Source organism: Kitasatospora sp. NBC_00458, from assembly GCF_036013975.1.
Taxonomy (GTDB): domain Bacteria; phylum Actinomycetota; class Actinomycetes; order Streptomycetales; family Streptomycetaceae; genus Kitasatospora.
This window is the reverse complement of sequence record NZ_CP107904.1, coordinates 5,785,482-5,804,479: the sequence shown is the minus strand read 5'-3', so window position 1 is coordinate 5,804,479 and position 18,998 is coordinate 5,785,482. Positions and strand designations below refer to the sequence as shown.

20 protein-coding genes are annotated in these 18,998 nt (G+C 73.7%); 11 read left to right on the top strand and 9 right to left on the bottom strand.

Annotation, left to right across the window (positions count from 1 at the left end; genetic code table 11):
- Positions 1–14 precede the first annotated feature (14 nt).
- The 4 genes from gcvT (at position 15) to OG550_RS24210 (ending at position 4,501) form a co-directional block, all read left to right on the top strand.
- Positions 15–1,136, top strand: a complete 1,122-nt coding sequence (gene gcvT / locus OG550_RS24225) for a glycine cleavage system aminomethyltransferase GcvT (protein ID WP_327680868.1) — start codon at positions 15–17, stop codon at positions 1,134–1,136.
- Between the two features lie 75 nt (positions 1,137–1,211).
- Positions 1,212–1,592, top strand: a complete 381-nt coding sequence (gene gcvH, locus OG550_RS24220) for a glycine cleavage system protein GcvH (RefSeq protein WP_327680867.1) — start codon at positions 1,212–1,214, stop codon at positions 1,590–1,592.
- Between the two features lie 131 nt (positions 1,593–1,723).
- Positions 1,724–2,992, top strand: coding sequence for a serine hydroxymethyltransferase (gene glyA, locus OG550_RS24215; RefSeq protein ID WP_327680865.1), 1,269 nt, complete (start codon positions 1,724–1,726; stop codon positions 2,990–2,992).
- Positions 2,993–3,133: 141 nt separating this feature from the next.
- The gene (locus OG550_RS24210) at positions 3,134–4,501 is read left to right on the top strand and encodes an L-serine ammonia-lyase (RefSeq protein WP_327680864.1); all 1,368 of its coding nucleotides are present in this window, start codon (positions 3,134–3,136) and stop codon (positions 4,499–4,501) included.
- A gap of 103 nt (positions 4,502–4,604) precedes the next feature.
- Here OG550_RS24210 and OG550_RS24205 read toward each other — a convergent pair whose 3' ends face one another.
- Both OG550_RS24205 and OG550_RS24200 read right to left on the bottom strand, forming a co-directional pair.
- Positions 4,605–6,149 (bottom strand): MDR family MFS transporter, encoded by a 1,545-nt coding sequence (locus OG550_RS24205; protein WP_327680862.1) that lies wholly within the window; start codon positions 6,147–6,149, stop codon positions 4,605–4,607.
- 29 nt (positions 6,150–6,178) lie between these two features.
- Positions 6,179–6,826: an NADPH-dependent FMN reductase gene (locus OG550_RS24200; protein ID WP_327680860.1), complete on the bottom strand. Its 648-nt coding sequence runs from the start codon at positions 6,824–6,826 to the stop codon at positions 6,179–6,181.
- 138 nt (positions 6,827–6,964) lie between these two features.
- Here OG550_RS24200 and OG550_RS24195 point away from each other — a divergent pair, with 138 nt between their 5' ends.
- Complete coding sequence (locus OG550_RS24195) at positions 6,965–7,696, top strand: TetR/AcrR family transcriptional regulator (RefSeq protein WP_327680858.1); 732 nt, start codon at positions 6,965–6,967, stop codon at positions 7,694–7,696.
- A gap of 34 nt (positions 7,697–7,730) precedes the next feature.
- Here OG550_RS24195 and OG550_RS24190 read toward each other — a convergent pair whose 3' ends face one another.
- Positions 7,731–8,102: a VOC family protein gene (locus OG550_RS24190; RefSeq protein WP_327680856.1), complete on the bottom strand. Its 372-nt coding sequence runs from the start codon at positions 8,100–8,102 to the stop codon at positions 7,731–7,733.
- Positions 8,103–8,201: 99 nt separating this feature from the next.
- Here OG550_RS24190 and OG550_RS24185 point away from each other — a divergent pair, with 99 nt between their 5' ends.
- Positions 8,202–8,480, top strand: a complete 279-nt coding sequence (locus OG550_RS24185) for an ArsR/SmtB family transcription factor (protein ID WP_327684100.1) — start codon at positions 8,202–8,204, stop codon at positions 8,478–8,480.
- A 37-nt stretch (positions 8,481–8,517) separates the two neighbouring features.
- Here the strand turns inward: OG550_RS24185 and OG550_RS24180 are convergent, their stop codons facing one another.
- Positions 8,518–9,348 (bottom strand): S1 family peptidase, encoded by an 831-nt coding sequence (locus OG550_RS24180; protein ID WP_327680854.1) that lies wholly within the window; start codon positions 9,346–9,348, stop codon positions 8,518–8,520.
- Positions 9,349–9,498: 150 nt separating this feature from the next.
- Entirely contained in the window at positions 9,499–9,837 is a 339-nt protein-coding gene (locus OG550_RS24175) for a hypothetical protein (RefSeq protein WP_327680852.1), read from the bottom strand.
- Positions 9,838–10,538: 701 nt separating this feature from the next.
- On the opposite strand from OG550_RS24175, the gene OG550_RS24170 reads away from it, so the two are divergent.
- A complete protein-coding gene (locus tag OG550_RS24170) occupies positions 10,539–11,960 on the top strand; it encodes a helix-turn-helix domain-containing protein (RefSeq protein ID WP_327680850.1) in 1,422 nt (473 codons plus the stop codon).
- A gap of 170 nt (positions 11,961–12,130) precedes the next feature.
- Here the strand turns inward: OG550_RS24170 and OG550_RS24165 are convergent, their stop codons facing one another.
- Complete coding sequence (locus tag OG550_RS24165; RefSeq protein WP_327680848.1) at positions 12,131–13,276, bottom strand: epoxide hydrolase family protein; 1,146 nt, start codon at positions 13,274–13,276, stop codon at positions 12,131–12,133.
- A gap of 63 nt (positions 13,277–13,339) precedes the next feature.
- Here OG550_RS24165 and OG550_RS24160 point away from each other — a divergent pair, with 63 nt between their 5' ends.
- Positions 13,340–14,308, top strand: a complete 969-nt coding sequence (locus OG550_RS24160) for a helix-turn-helix transcriptional regulator (protein ID WP_327680846.1) — start codon at positions 13,340–13,342, stop codon at positions 14,306–14,308.
- Between the two features lie 165 nt (positions 14,309–14,473).
- Positions 14,474–15,862, top strand: a complete 1,389-nt coding sequence (locus OG550_RS24155; protein WP_327680844.1) for a pyridoxal-phosphate dependent enzyme — start codon at positions 14,474–14,476, stop codon at positions 15,860–15,862.
- Between the two features lie 135 nt (positions 15,863–15,997).
- On the opposite strand, the gene OG550_RS24150 is transcribed toward OG550_RS24155, so the two are convergent.
- The 3 genes from OG550_RS24150 to OG550_RS24140 form a co-directional block, all read right to left on the bottom strand.
- Complete coding sequence (locus OG550_RS24150; RefSeq protein WP_327680842.1) at positions 15,998–16,597, bottom strand: GNAT family N-acetyltransferase; 600 nt, start codon at positions 16,595–16,597, stop codon at positions 15,998–16,000.
- Between the two features lie 115 nt (positions 16,598–16,712).
- Positions 16,713–17,129, bottom strand: coding sequence for a VOC family protein (locus OG550_RS24145; protein WP_442906172.1), 417 nt, complete (start codon positions 17,127–17,129; stop codon positions 16,713–16,715).
- 247 nt (positions 17,130–17,376) lie between these two features.
- On the bottom strand, positions 17,377–17,769 hold the full coding sequence (locus tag OG550_RS24140; RefSeq protein WP_327680839.1) for an ATP-binding protein: 393 nt from the start codon (positions 17,767–17,769) through the stop codon (positions 17,377–17,379).
- Positions 17,770–17,931: 162 nt separating this feature from the next.
- On the opposite strand from OG550_RS24140, the gene OG550_RS24135 reads away from it, so the two are divergent.
- Positions 17,932–18,744 (top strand): helix-turn-helix domain-containing protein, encoded by an 813-nt coding sequence (locus OG550_RS24135; protein ID WP_327680837.1) that lies wholly within the window; start codon positions 17,932–17,934, stop codon positions 18,742–18,744.
- On the top strand, positions 18,741–18,944 hold the full coding sequence (locus OG550_RS24130; protein WP_327680835.1) for a DUF397 domain-containing protein: 204 nt from the start codon (positions 18,741–18,743) through the stop codon (positions 18,942–18,944). Before OG550_RS24135 ends, OG550_RS24130 begins: the two co-directional genes overlap by 4 nt.
- The last annotated feature ends 54 nt before the right edge of the window (positions 18,945–18,998 follow it).

The window sequence follows — 18,998 nt, the reverse complement described above, 5'->3', positions numbered from 1 at the left end:
AGGAGTTCCTGGCCATGTCGTCCCTCCGCCTGACCGCGCTCGACACGCTGCACCGCGCCCTCGGCGCGACCATGACCGACTTCGCCGGCTGGGACATGCCGCTGCGTTACGGCAGCGAGCGCGAGGAGCACCTCGCCGTCCGCACGAAGGCCGGTCTCTTCGACCTCTCGCACATGGGCGAGATCACCGTCACCGGCCCGCAGGCCGGCGAGATGCTGGACCACGCGCTGGTCGGCTTCGTCTCCGCGCTCGGCGTGCTGCGCGCCCGCTACACCATGATCTGTGCCGAGGACGGCGGCATCCTGGACGACCTGATCGTCTACCGCCTGCGCGAGGACGCCTTCCTGGTCGTCGCCAACGCCTCCAACGCCCAGCTGGTCCTGGACGAGCTGATCGCCCGCGCCAAGGGCTTCGACGCCGTCGTCACCGACGACCGCGACACCTACGCGCTGATCGCCGTGCAGGGCCCCGAGGCCACCGCGATCCTGGCCGACACCACCGACGCCGACCTGCCCGGCCTGAAGTACTACGCGATCCTCCCGGCCCAGGTGGCCGGCCGCGACGTGCTGCTCGCCCGCACCGGCTACACCGGCGAGGACGGCTTCGAGATCTTCTGCAACCCGGGCGACGCCGAGCAGATCTGGCAGGCGCTGACCGCGGCCGGCTCCGGCCGCGGCCTGGTCCCGTGCGGCCTGTCCTGCCGCGACACGCTGCGCCTGGAGGCGGGCATGCCGCTGTACGGCCACGAGCTGTCCACCGAGCTGACCCCGTTCGACGCCGGCCTGGGCCGGGTCGTCCGCTTCGACAAGACCACCAACGAGGGTGCGTTCGTCGGCCGCAAGGCGCTGGAGAGGGCCGCCGCCGAGGCCGAGGCCAACCCGCCGCGGGTGCTGGTCGGCCTCGTCTCCGAGGGCAAGCGCGTCCCGCGCGCCGAGTACAGCGTGGTCTCCGCCGACGGCGGGCCGATCGGCCGGATCACCTCCGGCGCCCCCTCCCCCACCCTGGGCAAGCCGATCGCGATCGCCTACGTGGACGCGGCGCACGCGACCCCCGGCACCACCGTCGCGGTGGACGTGCGCGGCAAGCACGAGCCGGTCCAGGTCGTGGCGCTGCCGTTCTACAAGCGCGCCCGCTGACCCTCCCCCTCCCGAGGCGTGCCCGCCCACCGGGCCGCTTCGCCGTACCCGCTTCCCATCCTGGAGAATGACGTCATGAGCAACCCCCAGCACCTGCAGTACACCAAGGAGCACGAGTGGCTGACCGTCGCCGAGGACGGTGTCTCCACGGTCGGCATCACCAAGCACGCCGCCGACGCCCTCGGTGACATCGTCTACGTGCAGCTGCCCGAGGTCGGCGACGCCGTGACCGCCGGTGAGACCTGCGGCGAGCTGGAGTCCACCAAGTCGGTGAGCGACCTCTACTCGCCCGTGACCGGCGAGATCACCGAGGTCAACCAGGCCGTCCTGGACGACAACGCGCTGGTCAACGGCGAGCCCTTCGACGGCGGCTGGCTGTTCAAGGTCCGCGTCGAGTCCACCGACGAGCTGCTGAGCGCGGACGAGTACACCGCGCTCACCAACCCCTCGGCCTGAGCCGTCCGGGGCGGCCGCAGCGCGGCGGCCGCCCCTCGCCCACCGGCTCCGCCCTCCCGTCGCCCGCTGCCGCCCCCGCGGGGGCGCACCGTGCGCGACTCCTCCTTCTCTCCTCCCGGGAAGACCCCACCATGACGGTTCTGAACCAGTCCCTGCACGCCCTCGACCCGGAGATCGCCGCCGCGGTCGACGCCGAGCTGCACCGCCAGCAGACCACCCTGGAGATGATCGCCTCCGAGAACTTCGCCCCGGTGGCGGTCATGGAGGCCCAGGGCTCGGTCCTGACCAACAAGTACGCCGAGGGCTACCCCGGCCGCCGCTACTACGGCGGCTGCGAGCACGTCGACGTGGTCGAGCAGATCGCGATCGACCGGATCAAGGAGCTGTTCGGCGCCGAGCACGCCAACGTCCAGCCGCACTCCGGCGCGCAGGCCAACGCCGCCGCGATGTTCGCGCTGATCCAGCCGGGCGACACCATCCTGGGCCTGTCGCTGGCCCACGGCGGTCACCTGACCCACGGCATGAAGATCAACTTCTCCGGCAAGCTCTACAACGTGGCCGCGTACCACGTCGACGACAAGACCGGCCAGGTCGACATGGACGAGGTCGAGCGCCTCGCCAAGGAGCACCAGCCGAAGCTGATCATCGCCGGCTGGTCCGCCTACCCGCGCCAGCTCGACTTCGCCGCGTTCCGCCGGATCGCCGACGAGGTCGGCGCGCTGCTGATGGTCGACATGGCGCACTTCGCCGGCCTGGTCGCCGCCGGCCTGCACCCCAACCCGGTGCCGTACGCCGACGTGGTCACCACCACCACCCACAAGACCCTGGGCGGCCCGCGCGGCGGCGTCATCCTCTCCAAGGCCGAGTGGGCCAAGAAGATCAACTCCGCGGTCTTCCCCGGCCAGCAGGGCGGCCCGCTGGAGCACGTCATCGCCGGCAAGGCCGTCGCCTTCAAGGTCGCCGCCTCGGAGGAGTTCAAGGAGCGCCAGCAGCGCACCCTCGACGGCGCCCGGATCCTCGCCGAGCGCCTGCTCCAGGCCGACGTCGCCGAGGCCGGTGCCTCCGTGCTCTCCGGCGGCACCGACGTCCACCTCGTCCTGGTCGACCTGCGCAACAGCCAGCTCGACGGCCAGCAGGCCGAGGACCGCCTGCACGAGGTCGGCATCACGGTCAACCGCAACGCCATCCCGAACGACCCGCGCCCGCCGATGGTCACCTCCGGCCTGCGGATCGGCACCCCGGCACTCGCCACCCGCGGCTTCCAGGCCGAGGACTTCCGCGAGGTCGCCGACATCATCGCCGAGGCCCTGAAGCCGGCCTTCGACGAGACCGTCGCCGCCTCCCTCAAGGCCCGGGTCACCGCCCTGGCCGACAAGTACCCGCTCTACCCGAACCTGTAGTTCGGGCAGAGGTGACCGGCCTCACCCCGCCGGGCCACCTGGGATTCCGGGGCACCGCGCACACTGGAGAGTGCGCGCGGTGCCCCGTCCCGTGTCAGCACCCGCCCGCTCCTCCCACGAGACAGACAAGGACGTCCCTCCGTGGCCATCAGCGTCTTCGACCTCTTCTCCATCGGCATCGGCCCGTCCAGCTCCCACACCGTCGGTCCGATGCGCGCCGCCCGGATGTTCGCCCGCCGTCTGAAGTCGGAGGGCCTGCTGACCGAGGTGACGGCCGTCCGCGCCGAGCTGTACGGGTCCCTGGGTGCCACCGGCCACGGCCACGGCACCCCGAAGGCCGTCCTGCTCGGCCTGGAGAACAACTCGCCCCGCACGGTCGACGTCGACCAGGCGGACCTCGACGTCGAGCGGATCACCGCCGAGAAGCGGCTCAACCTGCTCGGCACCCACCCCATCGACTTCGACCCCGACAGCCAGCTGGTGCTGCACCGCCGCCGCTCGCTGCCGTACCACGCCAACGGCATGACCGTCTGGGCCTTCCGCGCCGACGGCTCCACCGTGCTGGAGAAGACCTACTACTCGGTCGGCGGCGGCTTCGTCGTCGACGAGGACGCGATCGGCGCGGAGCGGGTCAAGCCCGACGACACCGCGCTGAAGTACCCCTTCCGCACCGGCGACGAACTGCTCCGGCTCAGCCGGGAGACCGGCCTGTCCATCTCCGGCCTGATGCTGGAGAACGAGAAGGCCTGGCGGAGCGAGGAGGAGATCCGGGCCGGGCTGCTGGACATCTGGCGCGTCATGCAGGAGTGCGTCCGGGCCGGCATGTCCCGCGAGGGGATACTCCCCGGCGGCCTCAAGGTCCGCCGGCGCGCGGCGTCCGGCGCCCGCGCGCTGCGCGCCGAGGGCATCGGCCCGGCCAACGCGATGGAGTGGGTGACGCTCTACGCGATGGCGGTCAACGAGGAGAACGCCTCCGGCCGCCGCGTCGTCACCGCCCCCACCAACGGTGCGGCCGGCATCATCCCCGCCGTGCTGCACTACTACCTGAACTTCATCCCGGGCGCCGACGACGACGGCATCGTCCGCTTCCTGCTCGCCGCCGGAGCCATCGGCATGCTCTTCAAGGAGAACGCCTCCATCTCCGGCGCCGAGGTCGGCTGCCAGGGCGAGGTCGGCTCCGCCTGCTCGATGGCCGCGGGCGGCCTCGCCGAGGTCCTCGGCGGCTCCCCCGAGCAGGTCGAGAACGCCGCCGAGATCGGCATCGAGCACAACCTCGGGCTCACCTGCGACCCGGTCGGCGGCCTGGTCCAGATCCCCTGCATCGAGCGCAACGGCATGGCGTCGGTCAAGGCCGTCACCGCCGCCCGGATGGCGCTGCGCGGCGACGGGCGCCACCACGTCTCCCTCGACAAGGCGATCAAGACCATGAAGGAGACCGGCGCCGACATGAAGATCAAGTACAAGGAGACCTCGCGCGGCGGCCTCGCCGTCAACGTCATCGAGTGCTGACGGCCGGCACCGGCCGGTGAAGTCCCGAGGCCCGGTGTCCCGGACGAACCCTCGTCCGGGACACCGGGCCTCGCCGTGCGCGCGGGCGGCATCGGCCGGGCGGTCAGCCGGTGCCCGCGGACTCCGGGGCCGGGTCGGTGGACGGGAGCTCGGCCGACGCCGGGTCCGGGGCCGGGTCCCGGTCAGGGTCCGGGGAGCGGCGGGCCAGGGCGGCGACGGCGACCGCGGCGGCGGCCACCGCGGCGGCACCGAGGAGGGTGCCGTGCAGGCCCGTGGTGACGGCGGCGCGGACGGCGTCCGCGGTCCTCCCGGGGAGGTGCTCCACGGCGGCCGGGGTCAGCCCGCCGTCCGTCAGTCCCCCGGCCGCGTCCGGGCCGAGCGCTCCGGTGAGGGAGGACGACAGCCCGGCCGTGTAGACCGCGCCGAGGGCGGCCATGCCCAGCGAGCCGCCGATCGTCCGGAACAGCATCACCGACCCCATCGCGGCCCCCATGTCGCGCGGCGGCACGGCCGCCATGGTGGCCAGCAGGGTGCTCTGCAGGACCAGCCCGATCCCGGCCCCGGCGACGACGGTCAGCGCCGAGGCGAGCGGCCGCGCGGTGTCCGCGCCGAGGGTGAGCAGCAGCAGCGTGCCGAGCAGTGCCACGGCACTGCCGAGCAGCGGGTAGCGGCGCCCGCCGCCCCGGGCCGTCAGCCGGGCGGTGGCGAGCTGGCTGCCGAGCATGCCGAGCATCAGCGGCAGCAGGAGCAGCCCGCCCGCGGTGGGCGAGGCGCCCTGGACGAACTGCAGGTACTGGGGCAGGTAGCCGATCAGGGCGAGCATCAGCGCGCCGAGCAGGAAGCCGAGCACCAGCGCCTCGGTGACCGCGCGGTGGCGGAACAGCGCGGGCGGGATCAGCGGTTCGACGGCCCGCCGCTCGACCCGGACGAACAGGGCGGTCGCCAGCGCCGCCGCCCCTGCCGCGCCGAGCACCTGCGGCGAGGCCCAGCCGTACGCCGTGCCGCCCCAGCTGCCGATCAGGGTGAGGGCCAGGACCCCCGTGGTGAGCAGTCCGGCGCCGGCCCAGTCGATCCGCACCTCGGTCCGCCGGACGGCCGGCAGCCGGACACCGACCGCGACCGCCGTCAGGGCGAACAGCCCCACCGGCAGGTTGACGTAGAAGGCCCAGCGCCAGCTGAGGTGGTCGGTGAGGACCCCGCCCAGCAGCGGCCCGCCGACGATCGCGACGGGCATCAGTACACCGATCACCGACTGCACCCGGCCCCGGTCCCCGGCCGGCACCAGCACCCCGACGACGGCGAGCGCGCCGACCATCAGCCCGGCGGCGCCCACCCCCTGAAGGGCCCGGAAGGCGATCAGCTGCTCCATCGACCGGGAGAGCCCGGCGAGCACCGATCCCGCCAGGAACAGCACCACCGACCACTGGTACGCGCCCTTCCGCCCGTACAGGTCGCCGAGCTTGCCCCAGAGCGGGGTGGCGGCGGCCGAGGTGAGCAGGTAGGCGGTCACCGCCCAGGAGAGGTGGTCCAACCCGCCGAGTTCGCCCACGATGGTGGGCAGCGCCGTCGAGACGATCTGACCGTCGAGAGCTCCGAGGAAGATCCCGAGCATCAGCCCGATCACCCCGAGCCAGGGGAACCGCTTCATCGTTCCGCTTCCTTCCCCCTCCCCCGCGCTCAGCCGGTAAACGGGCGGACGCGCTTGGCGTCGCGCAGCGCCTGGGCCCACCAGGTCAGCTGGTCCAGCAGGGTCTTGGCGGCGGCGTCGGCGGCCGGGTCGACCGCCTTGCCGTCGGAGTCGAACCGCTCCCAGGCGCCGTGGAAGCTGACCGTGTTGCGGATGGTCACGGCGTTCAGCTCGGCCAGGACGATCCGCAGCGCCTCGACCGCGCGCAGGCCGCCGGAGATCCCGCCGTACGAGACGAAGGCGACCGGCTTGGCGTGGAACTCGTGGTTGTGCCAGTCGAGGGCGTTCTTCAGCGGCGCCGGGTAGCTGTGGTTGTACTCGGGCGTGACGATCACGAAGGCGTCGGCGGCCGCCAGGCGGGGCGAGACGGCGGCGAGCAGTTCCTCCGTGCCGGGTGCGGCCGGGTCGCCGAAGGACGGCAGCTCGGTGGGCAGCGGGGTCTCGACCAGGTCGACCACGTCGACCTCCAGGTCCCCCCGGGCGTCGAGGTGCTCGCGCAGCCAGCGGGTGACGACCGGCGCGAAGCGGCCGCCCCGGGTGGAGCCGACGATGACGGCGACGCGCAGCGGCTCGGTGGCGGTGGACGCGGCGGTGGCGGGCGCGGTGGCGGTGGTGGCGGCGGACGTGTTCGCGGACATGGAGATCCCCCTCGATGTGTACAACGTATCTCTTGCGGATACAACGTACACACAGCCGCGTACGCCGTCCACTCCTGATACGTTGTACACATCGAGTGCCGGTCCCCAGGCGTCGGCCACCACCGGAAGGAGCCGCCCATGACCCCGCACGAGGGCACCGCCGCGGAGCAGCCCCCCGCCTCCCTCTGGGAGCGCCTCGACCGCCCGGCACCCGCCCCGCGCACCGCGCTCACCCCGCAGCGGATCGCCGAGGCCGCGGTCGCGCTCGCCGACGCCGAGGGCCTTGAGGCCGTCACCATGCGCCGCCTCGCCACCGCGCTCGGCGTCGCCCCGATGGCCGCCTACCGGTACGTCTCCGGCAAGGACGAACTCCTGGAACTGATGGTCGACTCCGTCCACGCCGAGCTCCCGCTCGACCGCACCGGAACCGACTGGCGCGCCACCATGCGCGCCCTCGCCCTCGCCCTGCGCGCGATGAACCTCGCCCACCCGTGGACCGTCCGGGCCGGCACCCTCGCCCTCACCCCGAACCAGCTCGCCGTCCCCGAGCACGCCTTCGCCGCCCTCGCGGGGCACGGCCTGGACGCCGACACCACGATGGCGGTCTTCCGTACCGTGACCGACTACGTGCGCGGCTCGGTCGCCACCGAGGTCGGCCTGCAGACCTGGCAGCGCGAACAGGGCTGGCCCGACGGCGACGCGACCCGCGCCGCCCTCGCCCCCCGGATGACCTGGCTGATGTCCACCGGCCGCTACCCCGCGTACGGCCGCTACCTCACCGAGGCCACCCGCAAGGACGACCCCGACTGGCAGTTCGAGACCGGCCTCGACTGCGTCCTCGACGGCATCGCCGCCCGCCTGGCCATCTGACCGCCCGCTCGGCGCCCCTTCGAGCGACCTCGGCTCACTGCATCGTCGCGCGGGCCTCGGCGTGGAACTCGACGTATTCGAGGACGGCGCCGCCGGGGTGGCGGGCGGTGAGGTTGCGGCCGGTGGGGACGGTGTTGGGGCCGTCGAGGACCTCGCCGCCGAGGGCGTCGACGAGCGCGAGGACCTCGTCGAGGGAGGTGACGATCAGGGTGGCGTGGGTGGCCCGGTAGGGGGCGAGGGCCTCGGGGGTGCCGGCGACGAGCAGGTGGCCACCGATCGCGGCGAGTTCGAGGTCGCGGTAGGGGAAGCGCAACGACGGCTGCTCACCGGTGAGTTCGACGAAGGTGGGCAGGGCGGTGTCGAGGTCGTCGACGTAGACGCGGGTGTAGGTGCGGACGACGGGCATGCGGGATCCTCCGAGATCATTTCGATTTTCCCGAAACGTTGAACCGAGCCGCATACTACGAGGAGTAGGAGAACGGACGGAAGGGAGGGCCCGGTGGAGATGCCCGTGGTCCTGCACGCCCTCGGCGACCCCGTCCGGCTGGAACTGGTCCGGCGGATGGCGGCCGACGGCGAGTGCGCGTGCAGTCCGGAGGGCCTCGACGTACCGCGCTCCACGCTCTCCAACCACTGGCGCATCCTGCGCGAGGCCGGTCTCACCGACACCCGCGCGGACGGCAAGGCCCGGATCATGTCGCTCCGGCGCGGTCCGGTCGAGGCCGAGTTCCCCGGCCTGCTGGCCGCCGTCCTCGGGGACGGCGAAGGCCGGGCGGGGGCCTGAGCCCGCTCCGCCCGGCCGCGTGCCGGAGGCCGTACGCCTACTTCAGGATCGACCGGGGCACGTCGGTGGCCCGGGTGAACACCGAGACCGGGATCTGGGTGTCGCAGTACTTGTTGCCGGTCGAGACGACACCGATCACCACGCCGTCCACGACCAGCGGCCCGCCGGAGTCGCCCTTGCAGATGCTGTCGGTCGTCCCGGGCCCGGGCATGCCGCAGACCTTCAGCAGCGGCGAGGTGTCGGATTCGGCGTACGGGAAGCAGTCGGCCGGTGCCGCGAGCGTGAGCACCGCCTTCTTCAGGTGGGTGCCCGGGTTGCCGTCCCCGGTCCGCCCGTAGCCGTACACGGTGGCCGTGCGGCCGTACCGGTAGAGCTTCTCGTCGCCCTTCCCCGCCACCCGGACCGTCCGCTGCGGGAGCGGCCGGTCGAGGGTGAGCACCGCCGAGTCGTGGGCCAGGGCGGAGGTGAAGCGGGGGTCGACCTTGAAGCTCTTCACCCGCCGTTCCTGGCCGCCGGTGCCGGTGAGGTCGGTCCGGCCCGCGATCACCCGCAGGGTGGTCGGGTCGTCGGCCTCGGTGACGCAGTGGCCGGCCGTGAGGACCTTGGTGGGGGCGATCAGGGCGCCGGTGCACCACTGCTGGCCGTCCGCCGTCTCCAGGGCGATGACGAAGGGGTTGGCCCTGGTCGTCGTGTCCGACCCGCCGTGGACGGCGGCGGCGGGGGCGGCGGCCACGGCCACCAGCCCGGCGGCGGCCAGCAGGACGGCGAGCGGGCCCCGCGCGGTGCGGGCGGTGCGGGCGGTGGGGGCGGTGGAGACGGTGGGGTGCGGGGCGGCGGTGCGGTTCGGACGTCGGTTCGGGATGCGCATGCTGGGTGCTCCTCTTTCCTCGGGGTTCTGCGGGGTTCTGCGGGGTTCTTCTTGTTCTGCGGGGTCCACCGGGCTCTGCGGGCTCTGTGGGTTCTGCGGGTTCTGCGGGCTCTGCGGGCTCCACCGGGTCTGCCGGCTCCGCCCGGCCGGTCACTGCCGGAGGGCGTCGGCCTCGGTCGACCGCCACAGGCCGGACGAGGGGGCGTGGACGAAGGACGTGGTGCGGACGGTCACCGTGGCGCCGCCGTCGAGCGCGACGGTGAGCGCCGACGCGGTGGCGCCGCTGCCCGGGGCGCCACCGCGAACCAGCGTGACCGCCTCGTGGTTGGCCTGTCCCGGCATCAGGACATTCGGGCCGCCGCCGATCCCCCCGGGGACGGTCGCCTCGACCCCGCCCGCGAAGGTGACGACTCCGACCAGCCCCAGATCGCACGGGGCGGTCCCGGTGTTGCGAGCCGTCAGCAGCAGGCGCCCGGCCGGGCGGGACACGGGCTTCGCCGTGACGGCGAGCTGCCCGGGCGTGCAGGACGGCGCCCGATCGGGCACGGTTGCCGGGCCCGGAGGCCGGGCCGACGGGGATGCGGGGCGCGGGTCGGCGGCCGCGGACCCGCCCGGCGCAGAGGGGCCCGGGCGGGGCGCACCACCTGCCGCACCCGCCCCTCCGGTACCGACCGCGGCCGGTCCAGCGGGGAGCGCGGGGTCGGCCGCCGGCGCGGACGGGACGCCGCGCGCCGGGGTGGCGGGGACGGCCGGGGCGGGAGCGGCGGCGGGCCCCGGGGCAGCCGTGGACGGGGCTGCGGCCGGCCCGCCGACGGCTCCGCCCGAGGTCGTGGCCACCACGGCGGGCGCGACCGCGGCTGCGGGCGGGGGCGCCGCCGCGGTCGGTCCGCCGGCCGCCGGGCTGCCGGAGCACCCGGTGAGGGCGACGGCACCGAGCACGAGGAGCGCGCCGGGAATCAGAGTCCGCTGGATCGTCACGGGTGGGTCCTCTTTTCCACTGGACGGGCCCCGGCCGGTCGGGCGGCTCCCCGGCCGGGGTGCGTTCTGCCGCCGGACCGCAGACTCGCCCGGGTCCCGTCCCGGCCGCCAGGCCTCCCCGCCGATTCGGGACGCTGGAACGCCTACAGGTACCGTGAGCTGCGGATTCGGCGGAGCCTGGAACGCCGCTGCGGGACGAGGGGGGCACCTGGATGAGCGTCGAGACGGAGAAGTTCGCCGAGCTGCTGCGCGAGCTGAAGGACCGTTCGGGGCGCAGCTACGGGGCGCTCGCCGCCCGGCTGCACGTCAGCACCTCGACCCTGCACCGCTACTGCAACGGCGCGGCCGTCCCCAACGAGTACGCGCCGGTGGAGCGGCTGGCCCGGGTCTGCGGGGCGAGCGCCGACGAGCTGGTCGAGCTGCACCGCCGCTGGATCCTCGCGGACGCGGCCCGCCGCCGGGAGTCGGCCGCCCCGGCCGCACCGGCCACCCGCTCGGCCGCCGCAGCTGTCACGGCTGTCCCGGCTGTCACGGCGGCCGTCACCGAAGCCGCTTCCGTCGCCGAGGCCGCGCCCGGCGCCACCAGCGCACCCGGGGCCGGAGCCGCGCCCGGCGCCGACACCGCGCCCCCGGCCGTGACCGCCGCCGCACCGCGGCCCCCGGCGGACGGACTGCCGCCCGCCGCGAACGGGGCGGAGCCGGAGGGGCTCCCGGCGCAGGGGCCCCGGCGCAGGCGGCGCACCACCCGGATCCTGCTCAGCGCCGCCGCCGTGGCCGTGGCCGCCGCGCTGATCCCGGTCGTCGTGCTGACCGGACGCCACGGAACCCCGGCGGCCGGCCCCGGACCGTCGGCCGCCGCCACCGCGCCCCTCCCCGCCGCCACGGCTCCCGACACGGCGGGCCGCCCCGTCCCGCCGGCCGACCCGGCGACGGCCCCCGTCCCCGCCCCCACCACGGCCGACGCTCCCACCCCCACGCCGACGCCGACCCCCACGGCCGCCGACGACGAAGCGCCGTTCCACGTGAACGTCCTGACCGACAACTGGGGCAGCCCCTGCGGCCAGTGGTTCCTGTCCGCCCAGCCGCCCGGCACGACGCCCGCACCCCCGGGAGGCCGCCGGATGGACGCCTGGGCGGCCGACCGGCGCGCCGTCCCCGGTGGGCACCTGCGGCTGCAACTGACCGCGCAGGGCTCCGAGGACAAGCCCGTCGTCCTGCACGCCCTCTACGTGCAGGTGGTCAGCACCCGCCCGGCGCCCAAGTGGAACGCCTACACGATGGGCTCGGGCTGCGGCGGCGCCCTCACCCCGGCGGCCTTCGCGGTCGACCTGGACGCGGCCGCTCCCCGCCCCGTGCCCGTCCCGGCGATGGAGGGGAACGCCAAGGGCAGGACCTCCGACTTCCCCTACCGGGTCTCGTCCACCGATCCGCAGGTGCTGAACGTCGACGCCTCGACGGCGGGCCAGGACGTCAGCTGGTACCTGGAGGTGGTGTGGAGCAGCGGCGACCGCCAGGGCACCCTCACCGTCAACGACCACGGCAAGCCCTTCCGGACGGCCGGCCTGCGCGGCGCCCCGGGCTACTTCTGGGCCGACGACACCCGCGGCTGGACCCGCACGCCCGTCGAGGACTGAACCCGGCCCTCCCCGCACGGAGCCGCCGCCGTCCGGAGCGGATCCGGACGGCGGCGGTGCGGATCCGGCGCGGATCCGGAGGGGCTCCGGAGGAATCCGGGGGGGGAACCCGGCGCGGCGCTCCCGGGGTGCCCGCCCCCGCAGCCTGCCGCGGACACCCCTCCCGGCCGTCAGCCGCCGAGCGTGCCGAAGAAGGCGCGGACGTCGGCGACGAAGGCCTCCGGCTGCTCCAGCGAGAGGAAGTTGCCGCCGCGCTCCAGCTCGGTCCAGTGGGTGACGTTGTGGTCCCGCTCGGCGAAGCGGCGGATGGCGATGTCGGTGCTCAGGGCGACGGCCACGCCGGTCGGGACGGTCCCGCGGGGCTTCGGGGCCCAGGCGCTCGGGTCGTGGCCCGACTCGTAGTAGAGGTTCGCGGAGGAGCCCGCGGTGCCGGTGAACCAGTAGACGCTGACGTTGGTCAGCAGCCGGTCACGGCCCACGGCGTCCTCGGGGAGCTCGGCGGCCGGGTCCGTCCACTCCTTGAACTTCTCGGCGATCCAGGCGAGCTGGCCGACCGGCGAGTCGTGCAGGCCGAAGGCGAGGGTCTGCGGGCGGGTCGACTGGATGGCGACGAAGCCCATCTTGTCCTGCTGGAAGTTCTCCAGCCGGGCCAGCCGCTCCTGCTCGGCCTCAGTCAGCCCCTCGAATTCGGCGGGGTCCCCGGAGGGGAAGGTGACCAGGCCGTTGACGTGGACGCCGACGACCCGGTCGGGCACCTGACGCCCCATCTCGGCGGCGATCCAGGCCCCGCCGCCCGTCCCCTGGACCCCGTAGGAGTCGTATCCGAGCCGGCCCATCAGCTCGACGAACGCGCCCGCGATGCGGCCGGTGTTCCAGCCCGCCTCGCCGAGCGGACCGGAGAAGCCGGTGCCGGGCGTGGAGGTCACGACGACGTGGAAGTCCTCCGCCAGCGGCCGGACGACCTCGACGAACTGCACGAACGAGCAGGGCCAGTCGTGCATCAGGAGCAGCGGCACGGCCGCCGGGTTCTGCGAGCGGACGTGCAGGAAGTGGATGTTCTGGCCGTCGATCCCGGTGGTGAACTGCGGGAACCCGTTGAGCTCCGCCTCCGCCTTGCGCCAGTCGAACCCGTCGGCCCAGTACGCGGCCAGGTCCTTGAGGTAGGCGGTGGGCACACCCCGGCTCCAGCCGGCGCCGGGGATCTCGGTGCCCCAGCGGGTGCGGGCCAGCCGCTCGCGCAGGTCGTCGAGCTCGCTCTGCGGGACGTCGATGCGGAAGGGCTGGATCCGGGCGTCGGTGTGGCTGCTGTTCTCCATGGGGACAACAGTATTCTCGATATAGGCACGATTCGTTCCTAATCGCAGATCAGGCTGGTCCCCATGCTCGATACCTCCGCACGGCTGCTGCGCCTCCTCTCACTGCTGCAGACCCGGCGCGCCTGGCCCGGATCCGAACTGGCCGAACGCCTCGGCGTGAGCGGCCGCACCGTCCGCAACGACATCGAGCGGCTGCGCGAGCTCGGCTACCCCGTGGACGCCACGCGCGGCACCACCGGCGGCTACCGGCTGGGCGCCGGGGCGGCCATGCCCCCGCTCCTGCTCGACGACGAGGAGGCCGTCGCGGTGACGGTCGCGCTGCGCACCGCCGCGCAGGGCGCCGTCCCCGGCGCCGAGGAGACCTCGCTGCAGGCGCTGGCCAAGCTGGAGCAGGTGCTGCCCTCGCGGCTGCGCCGGCGGGTGCGGGCCATCCAGGCGTACACCGTGGCCGTGCCGGCCGACCGACCGGCACCGACCGTGGCCGCGGACGTGCTGACCGCCCTGGTGTCCGCCTGCCGCGACCAGGAGCGCCTGCGCTTCGACTACCTGGACCACTCCGGCGCGCCCACCCGCCGCACCGTGGAGCCGTACCGGGCGGTGAACTGGGGACAGCGCTGGTACCTGGTCGCGTGGGACGTCGAGCGCGAGGACTGGCGGACCTTCAGGGTCGACCGGATCCAGCCCCTCACCCCGACCGGACCGCGCTTCACCCCGCGCGAACCGCCCGGCGGCGACATCGCGGCGTACGTCTCCCGACGGGTGTCGAGCGCGGCCTGGCGGTACCACGCGCGGGTGACCGTCCACGCCCCGGCGGCGGCGGTGATCGAGCGGATCAACCCCGCGGTCGGCACGGTGGAGGCCGTCGACGCCGGCACCTGCGTCCTGGTCACCGGCGCCGACACGGTGCAGACCCTGGCGGTCTACCTGGGCATGCTCGACCTCGACTTCGACGTCACCGAGCCCGCGGAGCTGGTCGTCCACCTGCGCCGGCTCGCCGACCGCTACGCCCGGTCCACCCCGCCCGCCGACTGAGGCCCGGGCCCGCACCTGCGGGCCCGTTCCCCCCGCCCCCCTGGCGATCGAACGGTCTCCGGAAAACGGCCTAGCGGCGCACGGGGCTGGGCAGGCTCGGTCGGACGTCGGACGTCGGACGTCGGACCGACGACGATCTCAGGACATCGAGCCGAGGAGCCCGCGATGACCGCAGTGCACGAATCCGTACTCGACGCGATCGGCGGGACGCCGCTGTTCCGCCTCTCCAGGCTCGGCGCCGGCCTCGCCGCGCCGGTCTACGCCAAGGCCGAGTTCCTCGGCATCGGCGGCAGCGTCAAGGACCGCGCGGCGCTGTCCATGGTGCTGGCCGCCGAGCGGGACGGGCTGCTGAAGCCCGGCGGGACGATCGTCGAGGCGACCTCCGGCAACACCGGCATCGGCCTGGCCATCATCGGGGCTCAGCGCGGGTACCGGGTGATCGTGGGGGTGGGCGACAAGGCGTCACCGGAGAAGTCGGACATCCTGCGGGCGTACGGCGCGGAGGTGGTGCTCGCGCCGACCGTCCTGCCGCTGGAGGATCCGGCGCACCTGTTCAACGTCATCCGGCGGCTCGCCGAGGAGATCCCCGGTGCCTGGTTCGCCAACCAGTACGACAACCCGGCCAATCCCGACGCCCATCTCCGGACCACCGGGCCCGAGATCTGGGAGCAGACCGCCGGCCGGGTGACCCACTTCGTCGCGGGGGTCGGCACCGGCGGCACCATCACCGGCACGGCGGAGTACCTGAAGGAGGTCTCCGGCGGCACGGTGACCGTCATCGGCGCCGACCCCGAGTCCTCGACCTACGGCGGCGGCGACGGCAGTCCGTACTTCGTCGAGAGCATCGGCCACTTCCTGCACCCCGCCACGGTCGAGGACCGCCAGCCGGAGGCCTACCGGACGGACGCCCCGGACGCCTTCGAACGCGTCCCGGACCGCGAGTCGCTGCTGACGGCACGCCGGCTCGCCCGCGAGGAGGGCATCCTGGCCGGGCCGTCCTCCGGCACGGCGGTGGCGGCGGCCCTGCGGGTGGCGCGCCGGCTGGGCCCGGACGACCTGGTCGTGGTGCTGCTGCCGGACTCGGGCCGCTCGTACCTGTCCAAGGTGCACAGCGACGCGTGGATGCGGCAGTGGGGCTTCCTGGAGGAGTCGGAGGGGGCGGGCGGCCTGCGCCCGCTGCTGGACGGCGCCGGGCCGCTGGTCGCGGTCGACGCCTACACGACGGTGGGCGAGGCGGCGCGGGCCCTGCGCGGCGCCCCGGGCGGGATCGCGCCGGCCGTCCAGCCGCGGACGGCCCGTCCGTACGGGGTGAGCGCGATGGAGGTGGTCGGCTCGGTGTCGCGGGAGGTGCTGGCGGCGGCACTCGCCGACGGCACCGCCGAGCCGGACGACCCGCTGGGCGCGCTGCTCGGACCGGCGCTGCCGACGGTGGGTGTCGGGCAGTCGGCGGAGGAGGCCCGCGGGGCGCTGGGCGCGGGGCATCCGGGCGTACTGGTGCTGGTGGACGGCCGGGCCGCGGGGGTGCTGCCGAGGTCGTCCCTCGGCGACGGGTGACCGCGGGGACCGGGTGTCCCGGCTGTCCGGCCGTGCGACGCGGTGACCGTGGCAGCCGCGGAAGCCGCGGCGCGGTCGCCGCCCACCGGGCGTTCGTCCCGCCGGGCGGTTCGGCCCGGCGGGCGGGCGCCGTTCCTAGGACCGGCGCGGCTCGCGCCACATGCTCCACAGCGTCGGTCCGCCGCCGGGGAGTTCCAGCTCCTCCCGCACGGTGAAGCCGAAGTGCTCGTAGACGGGGAGGTTGGCCGCCTTGGAGGACTCCAGGTAGGCGGGCAGGCCGGCCGCGTCCGCCTTGGCCAGTCCCGAGCGGAGCAGGGCGGACCCCTGGCCCTGGCCCTGCGCGGCGGGGTCGGCGCCGATCAGCGCGAGGGACCAGTGCGGCTCGCGGGGTGCGTGTGCGGCGGCCACCTCGACGGCCTCCCCGAACAGCCCGGCGCGGTCGCCGAGGAGGTCCTGGAGGTGCCGGATGGTCTCCGCGTCGGGAACGGCCTTGTCCTGCGCCGCCGCCGGCACCCAGAAGGCCGCCGCGGCCGCGGTGCGCTCGCACACCGCGTTGTGGAGGTACTGCCGGGTGAAGATCGTGCTGAAGTAGTCGGCCAGGGAGGCCCCGCGGGTGGCGTCGTCGGGGAAGAACCAGCGCATCATCGGGTCGTCGTCGAAGGCCAGGGCCAGGGAGCGGCCGATCTGTGCAGCGTCGTCGATCGTGGCCGGCCTCGGCGTGTTCGTTATCCGCATACGGACATTCTGCAGATGTTGATCTTTCCCGAAGGGGCGGGGCCCCGGCGGAACCGTCGGCCGCGGAGCAGGGCTGACCACACATCAGGCACCGGCGCGCGGCCCTGGGCGGAGTTCAGGCGGAGGCGGCCATGCGGCGCCGGAGCTCGTCGTCCGACACGTCCTCCAGGTGGGTCAGGAACACCCACAGGTGGCCCGACGGGTCCCTGAGGATGACGGTGCGGTCGCCGTGGAACATGTCCGTCGGCGGCTGGACGATCACGGCGCCGGCGGACTCCGCGCGCTCCGCCAGTGCGTCGACGTCGGGGACGAAGACGTGCAGGGTGACGCTGGTGCCGCCGAGCGCGGCCGGTGCGGCGAACGCGGCGGCCTCGGCGGCGTCCGGACTCGAATCGCCCAGCATCAGGACCGACGGCCCGATGGTGATCTCCGCGTGCAGGACGCCGCCGTCCGGGGCGTCGATCCGGAACTCCTCGCGGGCGCCGAACGCCCGCCGGTAGAAGTCGATCGCGGCGGCGGCGTCGTCCACCATGATGTGCGGGACGACGGCGTGGCGATAGCGGGCGGGTGTCACGGCGTCGGCGGTGGGCGTGGTCACGGCGGTCCTCCTGGCAGGGGCGCCGCCGGTCGGTCCGGCGGCCATGGGGAGACCGTAGGAGTTGAAGCCGACTTGAAGTCAAGGAAGCCCCCGACCGGTTCGCCTGCCCGCCCCGAGCCCCGGGCCCCGGACTCCGCTCTTCCCCGGCCGTACGCCCCGGCCTGCCCCGTCCGGTCGAGCACTACTGCTTCACCTCGAACCAGACGGTCTTGCCGATGTGGCCCGGACCCCGGGGGTGGGCGCCCCAGGCGGTCGCGAGGGCGGCGACGAGTTCGAGGCCCCGGCCGGTCTCGTCCTCGGGACCGGCCCGGCGCGGGACGGGAAGCCGGGGGTCGGCGTCGGACACCTCGATACGGAGGGTGGAGCCGTCGAGGACGGAGCAGCCGACCAGGATCAGACGGTCACGCGGGGCGTCGGCGTGACGGCAGGCGTTGGTGGCGAGTTCGCTCAGGAGGAGCAGGGCGACCTCGGTCGCCTCGTCGGGAACGCTCCACTCGAAGGCCTGCCGGAGCAGCCGGGCGCGGGCACGGCCGACGCTGCGGGGGTGGCGGGGAAAGGTCCACTCGACGACCATCGTTGTCCTTGGTGTGGGGAGGGGATCGGCGTCACCCACAGGAGCGGAGTTCGGCCATTTCTCGTTCCAGGAAACGACCGGCGGGCATAGCCTCGGGAGTCACGCCAGTGGTACAGCGGGTGATTGACCCGCTGGTCGACCGCAAGAGATGGGGGTCCGGCGATGAGCGCGCCCGCACAGCCGCCGATGGCTTGGAAGTACTGCGGCGACCAGATCAAGCGGTGGCGCACTCAAGCGGGCGTGACGCGCGAGGAGTTGAGCCGGGCGGCCAACTACGACATCGAGAGCGTGCGGTCGATGGAGTCGGGGCGCCGGAAGCCGTCGCTGAAGCTGCTGGAGACAGCGGACGAGCTGTGCAACGCACGGGGGATGCTGCTGGGGGCGCAGGACTACCTGGCTCCGGAGAAGTTTCCGTCCTACTCGCTCAGCTTCGCCCAACACGAGGCCGAAGCAATCGCACTCAACTCCTACGAAGCCCTTCTGATTCCTGGGCTTCTGCAAACGGAGGAGTACGCGCGCGAGTTGATCAGCCACAGCTACCCGCCCCTGGATGACGAGACTGTCGACGCACGGGTTTCAGGCCGACTCCAGCGTCAGGAGAAGTTGCGGCTCTCTCCAACCGTGCTGTTCAACTTCGTGATCTACGAGGCTGCTTTCCGTGCAGTCGTGGGCAGCGTCGGGCTCATGAAGCGCCAGCTCGGCCACATTCTTGAGGCCATGCAGTTGAGGAACGTGTCAGTCCAGGTGCTCCCCATCGATCGCGCCGCATACGCAGGGCTGAGCGGCCCCATGGTGCTGCTGGAGAGCCCGGATCACCACCAGGTCGCCTACGTCGAAGCCCAGGACACCGGCGCCCTCTATGCCGACCCTGACAAGGTGAGCACGCTCGCACAGCGCCATGGCATGATCCGCATGCAGGCCCTCAGCACCGAGGAGTCCGAAGAGTTCATCAGAAGACTTGCGGAGGAACTATGAGCACCGGGCTCAGGTGGATCAAGTCCACCTACAGCAACGACCAGGGCGGCAACTGCATCGAAGTCGCCGCCTCCCCCGCCACCGTCCGCGTCCGGGACTCCAAGGATGCGGACGGTCCGCAGCTCTCCTTCTCGCCCTCCGCCTGGGCCGACTTCGTCGCCTTCTCGGCGGCCGAAGCTCAGGTGCCGGGAGCCGAGTGACTTTCATCGGAATGGGTGGGTGAACACACCCACCCACCCTCCCCAAGTGGGCCT

Bases quoted from the DNA above. Each gene is read 5' to 3' on its own strand.
- gcvT (WP_327680868.1), top strand. From the start codon at position 15: ATGTCGTCCCTCCGCCTGACCGCGCTCGACACGCTGCACCGCGCCCTC.
- gcvH (WP_327680867.1), top strand. From the start codon at position 1,212: ATGAGCAACCCCCAGCACCTGCAGTACACCAAGGAGCACGAGTGGCTG.
- glyA (WP_327680865.1), top strand. From the start codon at position 1,724: ATGACGGTTCTGAACCAGTCCCTGCACGCCCTCGACCCGGAGATCGCC.
- OG550_RS24205 (WP_327680862.1), bottom strand. From the start codon at position 6,149: ATGAAGCGGTTCCCCTGGCTCGGGGTGATCGGGCTGATGCTCGGGATC.
- OG550_RS24200 (WP_327680860.1), bottom strand. From the start codon at position 6,826: ATGTCCGCGAACACGTCCGCCGCCACCACCGCCACCGCGCCCGCCACC.
- OG550_RS24195 (WP_327680858.1), top strand. From the start codon at position 6,965: ATGACCCCGCACGAGGGCACCGCCGCGGAGCAGCCCCCCGCCTCCCTC.
- OG550_RS24190 (WP_327680856.1), bottom strand. From the start codon at position 8,102: ATGCCCGTCGTCCGCACCTACACCCGCGTCTACGTCGACGACCTCGAC.
- OG550_RS24185 (WP_327684100.1), top strand. From the start codon at position 8,202: ATGCCCGTGGTCCTGCACGCCCTCGGCGACCCCGTCCGGCTGGAACTG.
- OG550_RS24180 (WP_327680854.1), bottom strand. From the start codon at position 9,348: ATGCGCATCCCGAACCGACGTCCGAACCGCACCGCCGCCCCGCACCCC.
- OG550_RS24170 (WP_327680850.1), top strand. From the start codon at position 10,539: ATGAGCGTCGAGACGGAGAAGTTCGCCGAGCTGCTGCGCGAGCTGAAG.
- OG550_RS24165 (WP_327680848.1), bottom strand. From the start codon at position 13,276: ATGGAGAACAGCAGCCACACCGACGCCCGGATCCAGCCCTTCCGCATC.
- OG550_RS24160 (WP_327680846.1), top strand. From the start codon at position 13,340: ATGCTCGATACCTCCGCACGGCTGCTGCGCCTCCTCTCACTGCTGCAG.
- OG550_RS24155 (WP_327680844.1), top strand. From the start codon at position 14,474: ATGACCGCAGTGCACGAATCCGTACTCGACGCGATCGGCGGGACGCCG.
- OG550_RS24150 (WP_327680842.1), bottom strand. From the start codon at position 16,597: ATGCGGATAACGAACACGCCGAGGCCGGCCACGATCGACGACGCTGCA.
- OG550_RS24145 (WP_442906172.1), bottom strand. From the start codon at position 17,129: ATGGTGGACGACGCCGCCGCCGCGATCGACTTCTACCGGCGGGCGTTC.
- OG550_RS24140 (WP_327680839.1), bottom strand. From the start codon at position 17,769: ATGGTCGTCGAGTGGACCTTTCCCCGCCACCCCCGCAGCGTCGGCCGT.
- OG550_RS24135 (WP_327680837.1), top strand. From the start codon at position 17,932: ATGAGCGCGCCCGCACAGCCGCCGATGGCTTGGAAGTACTGCGGCGAC.
- OG550_RS24130 (WP_327680835.1), top strand. From the start codon at position 18,741: ATGAGCACCGGGCTCAGGTGGATCAAGTCCACCTACAGCAACGACCAG.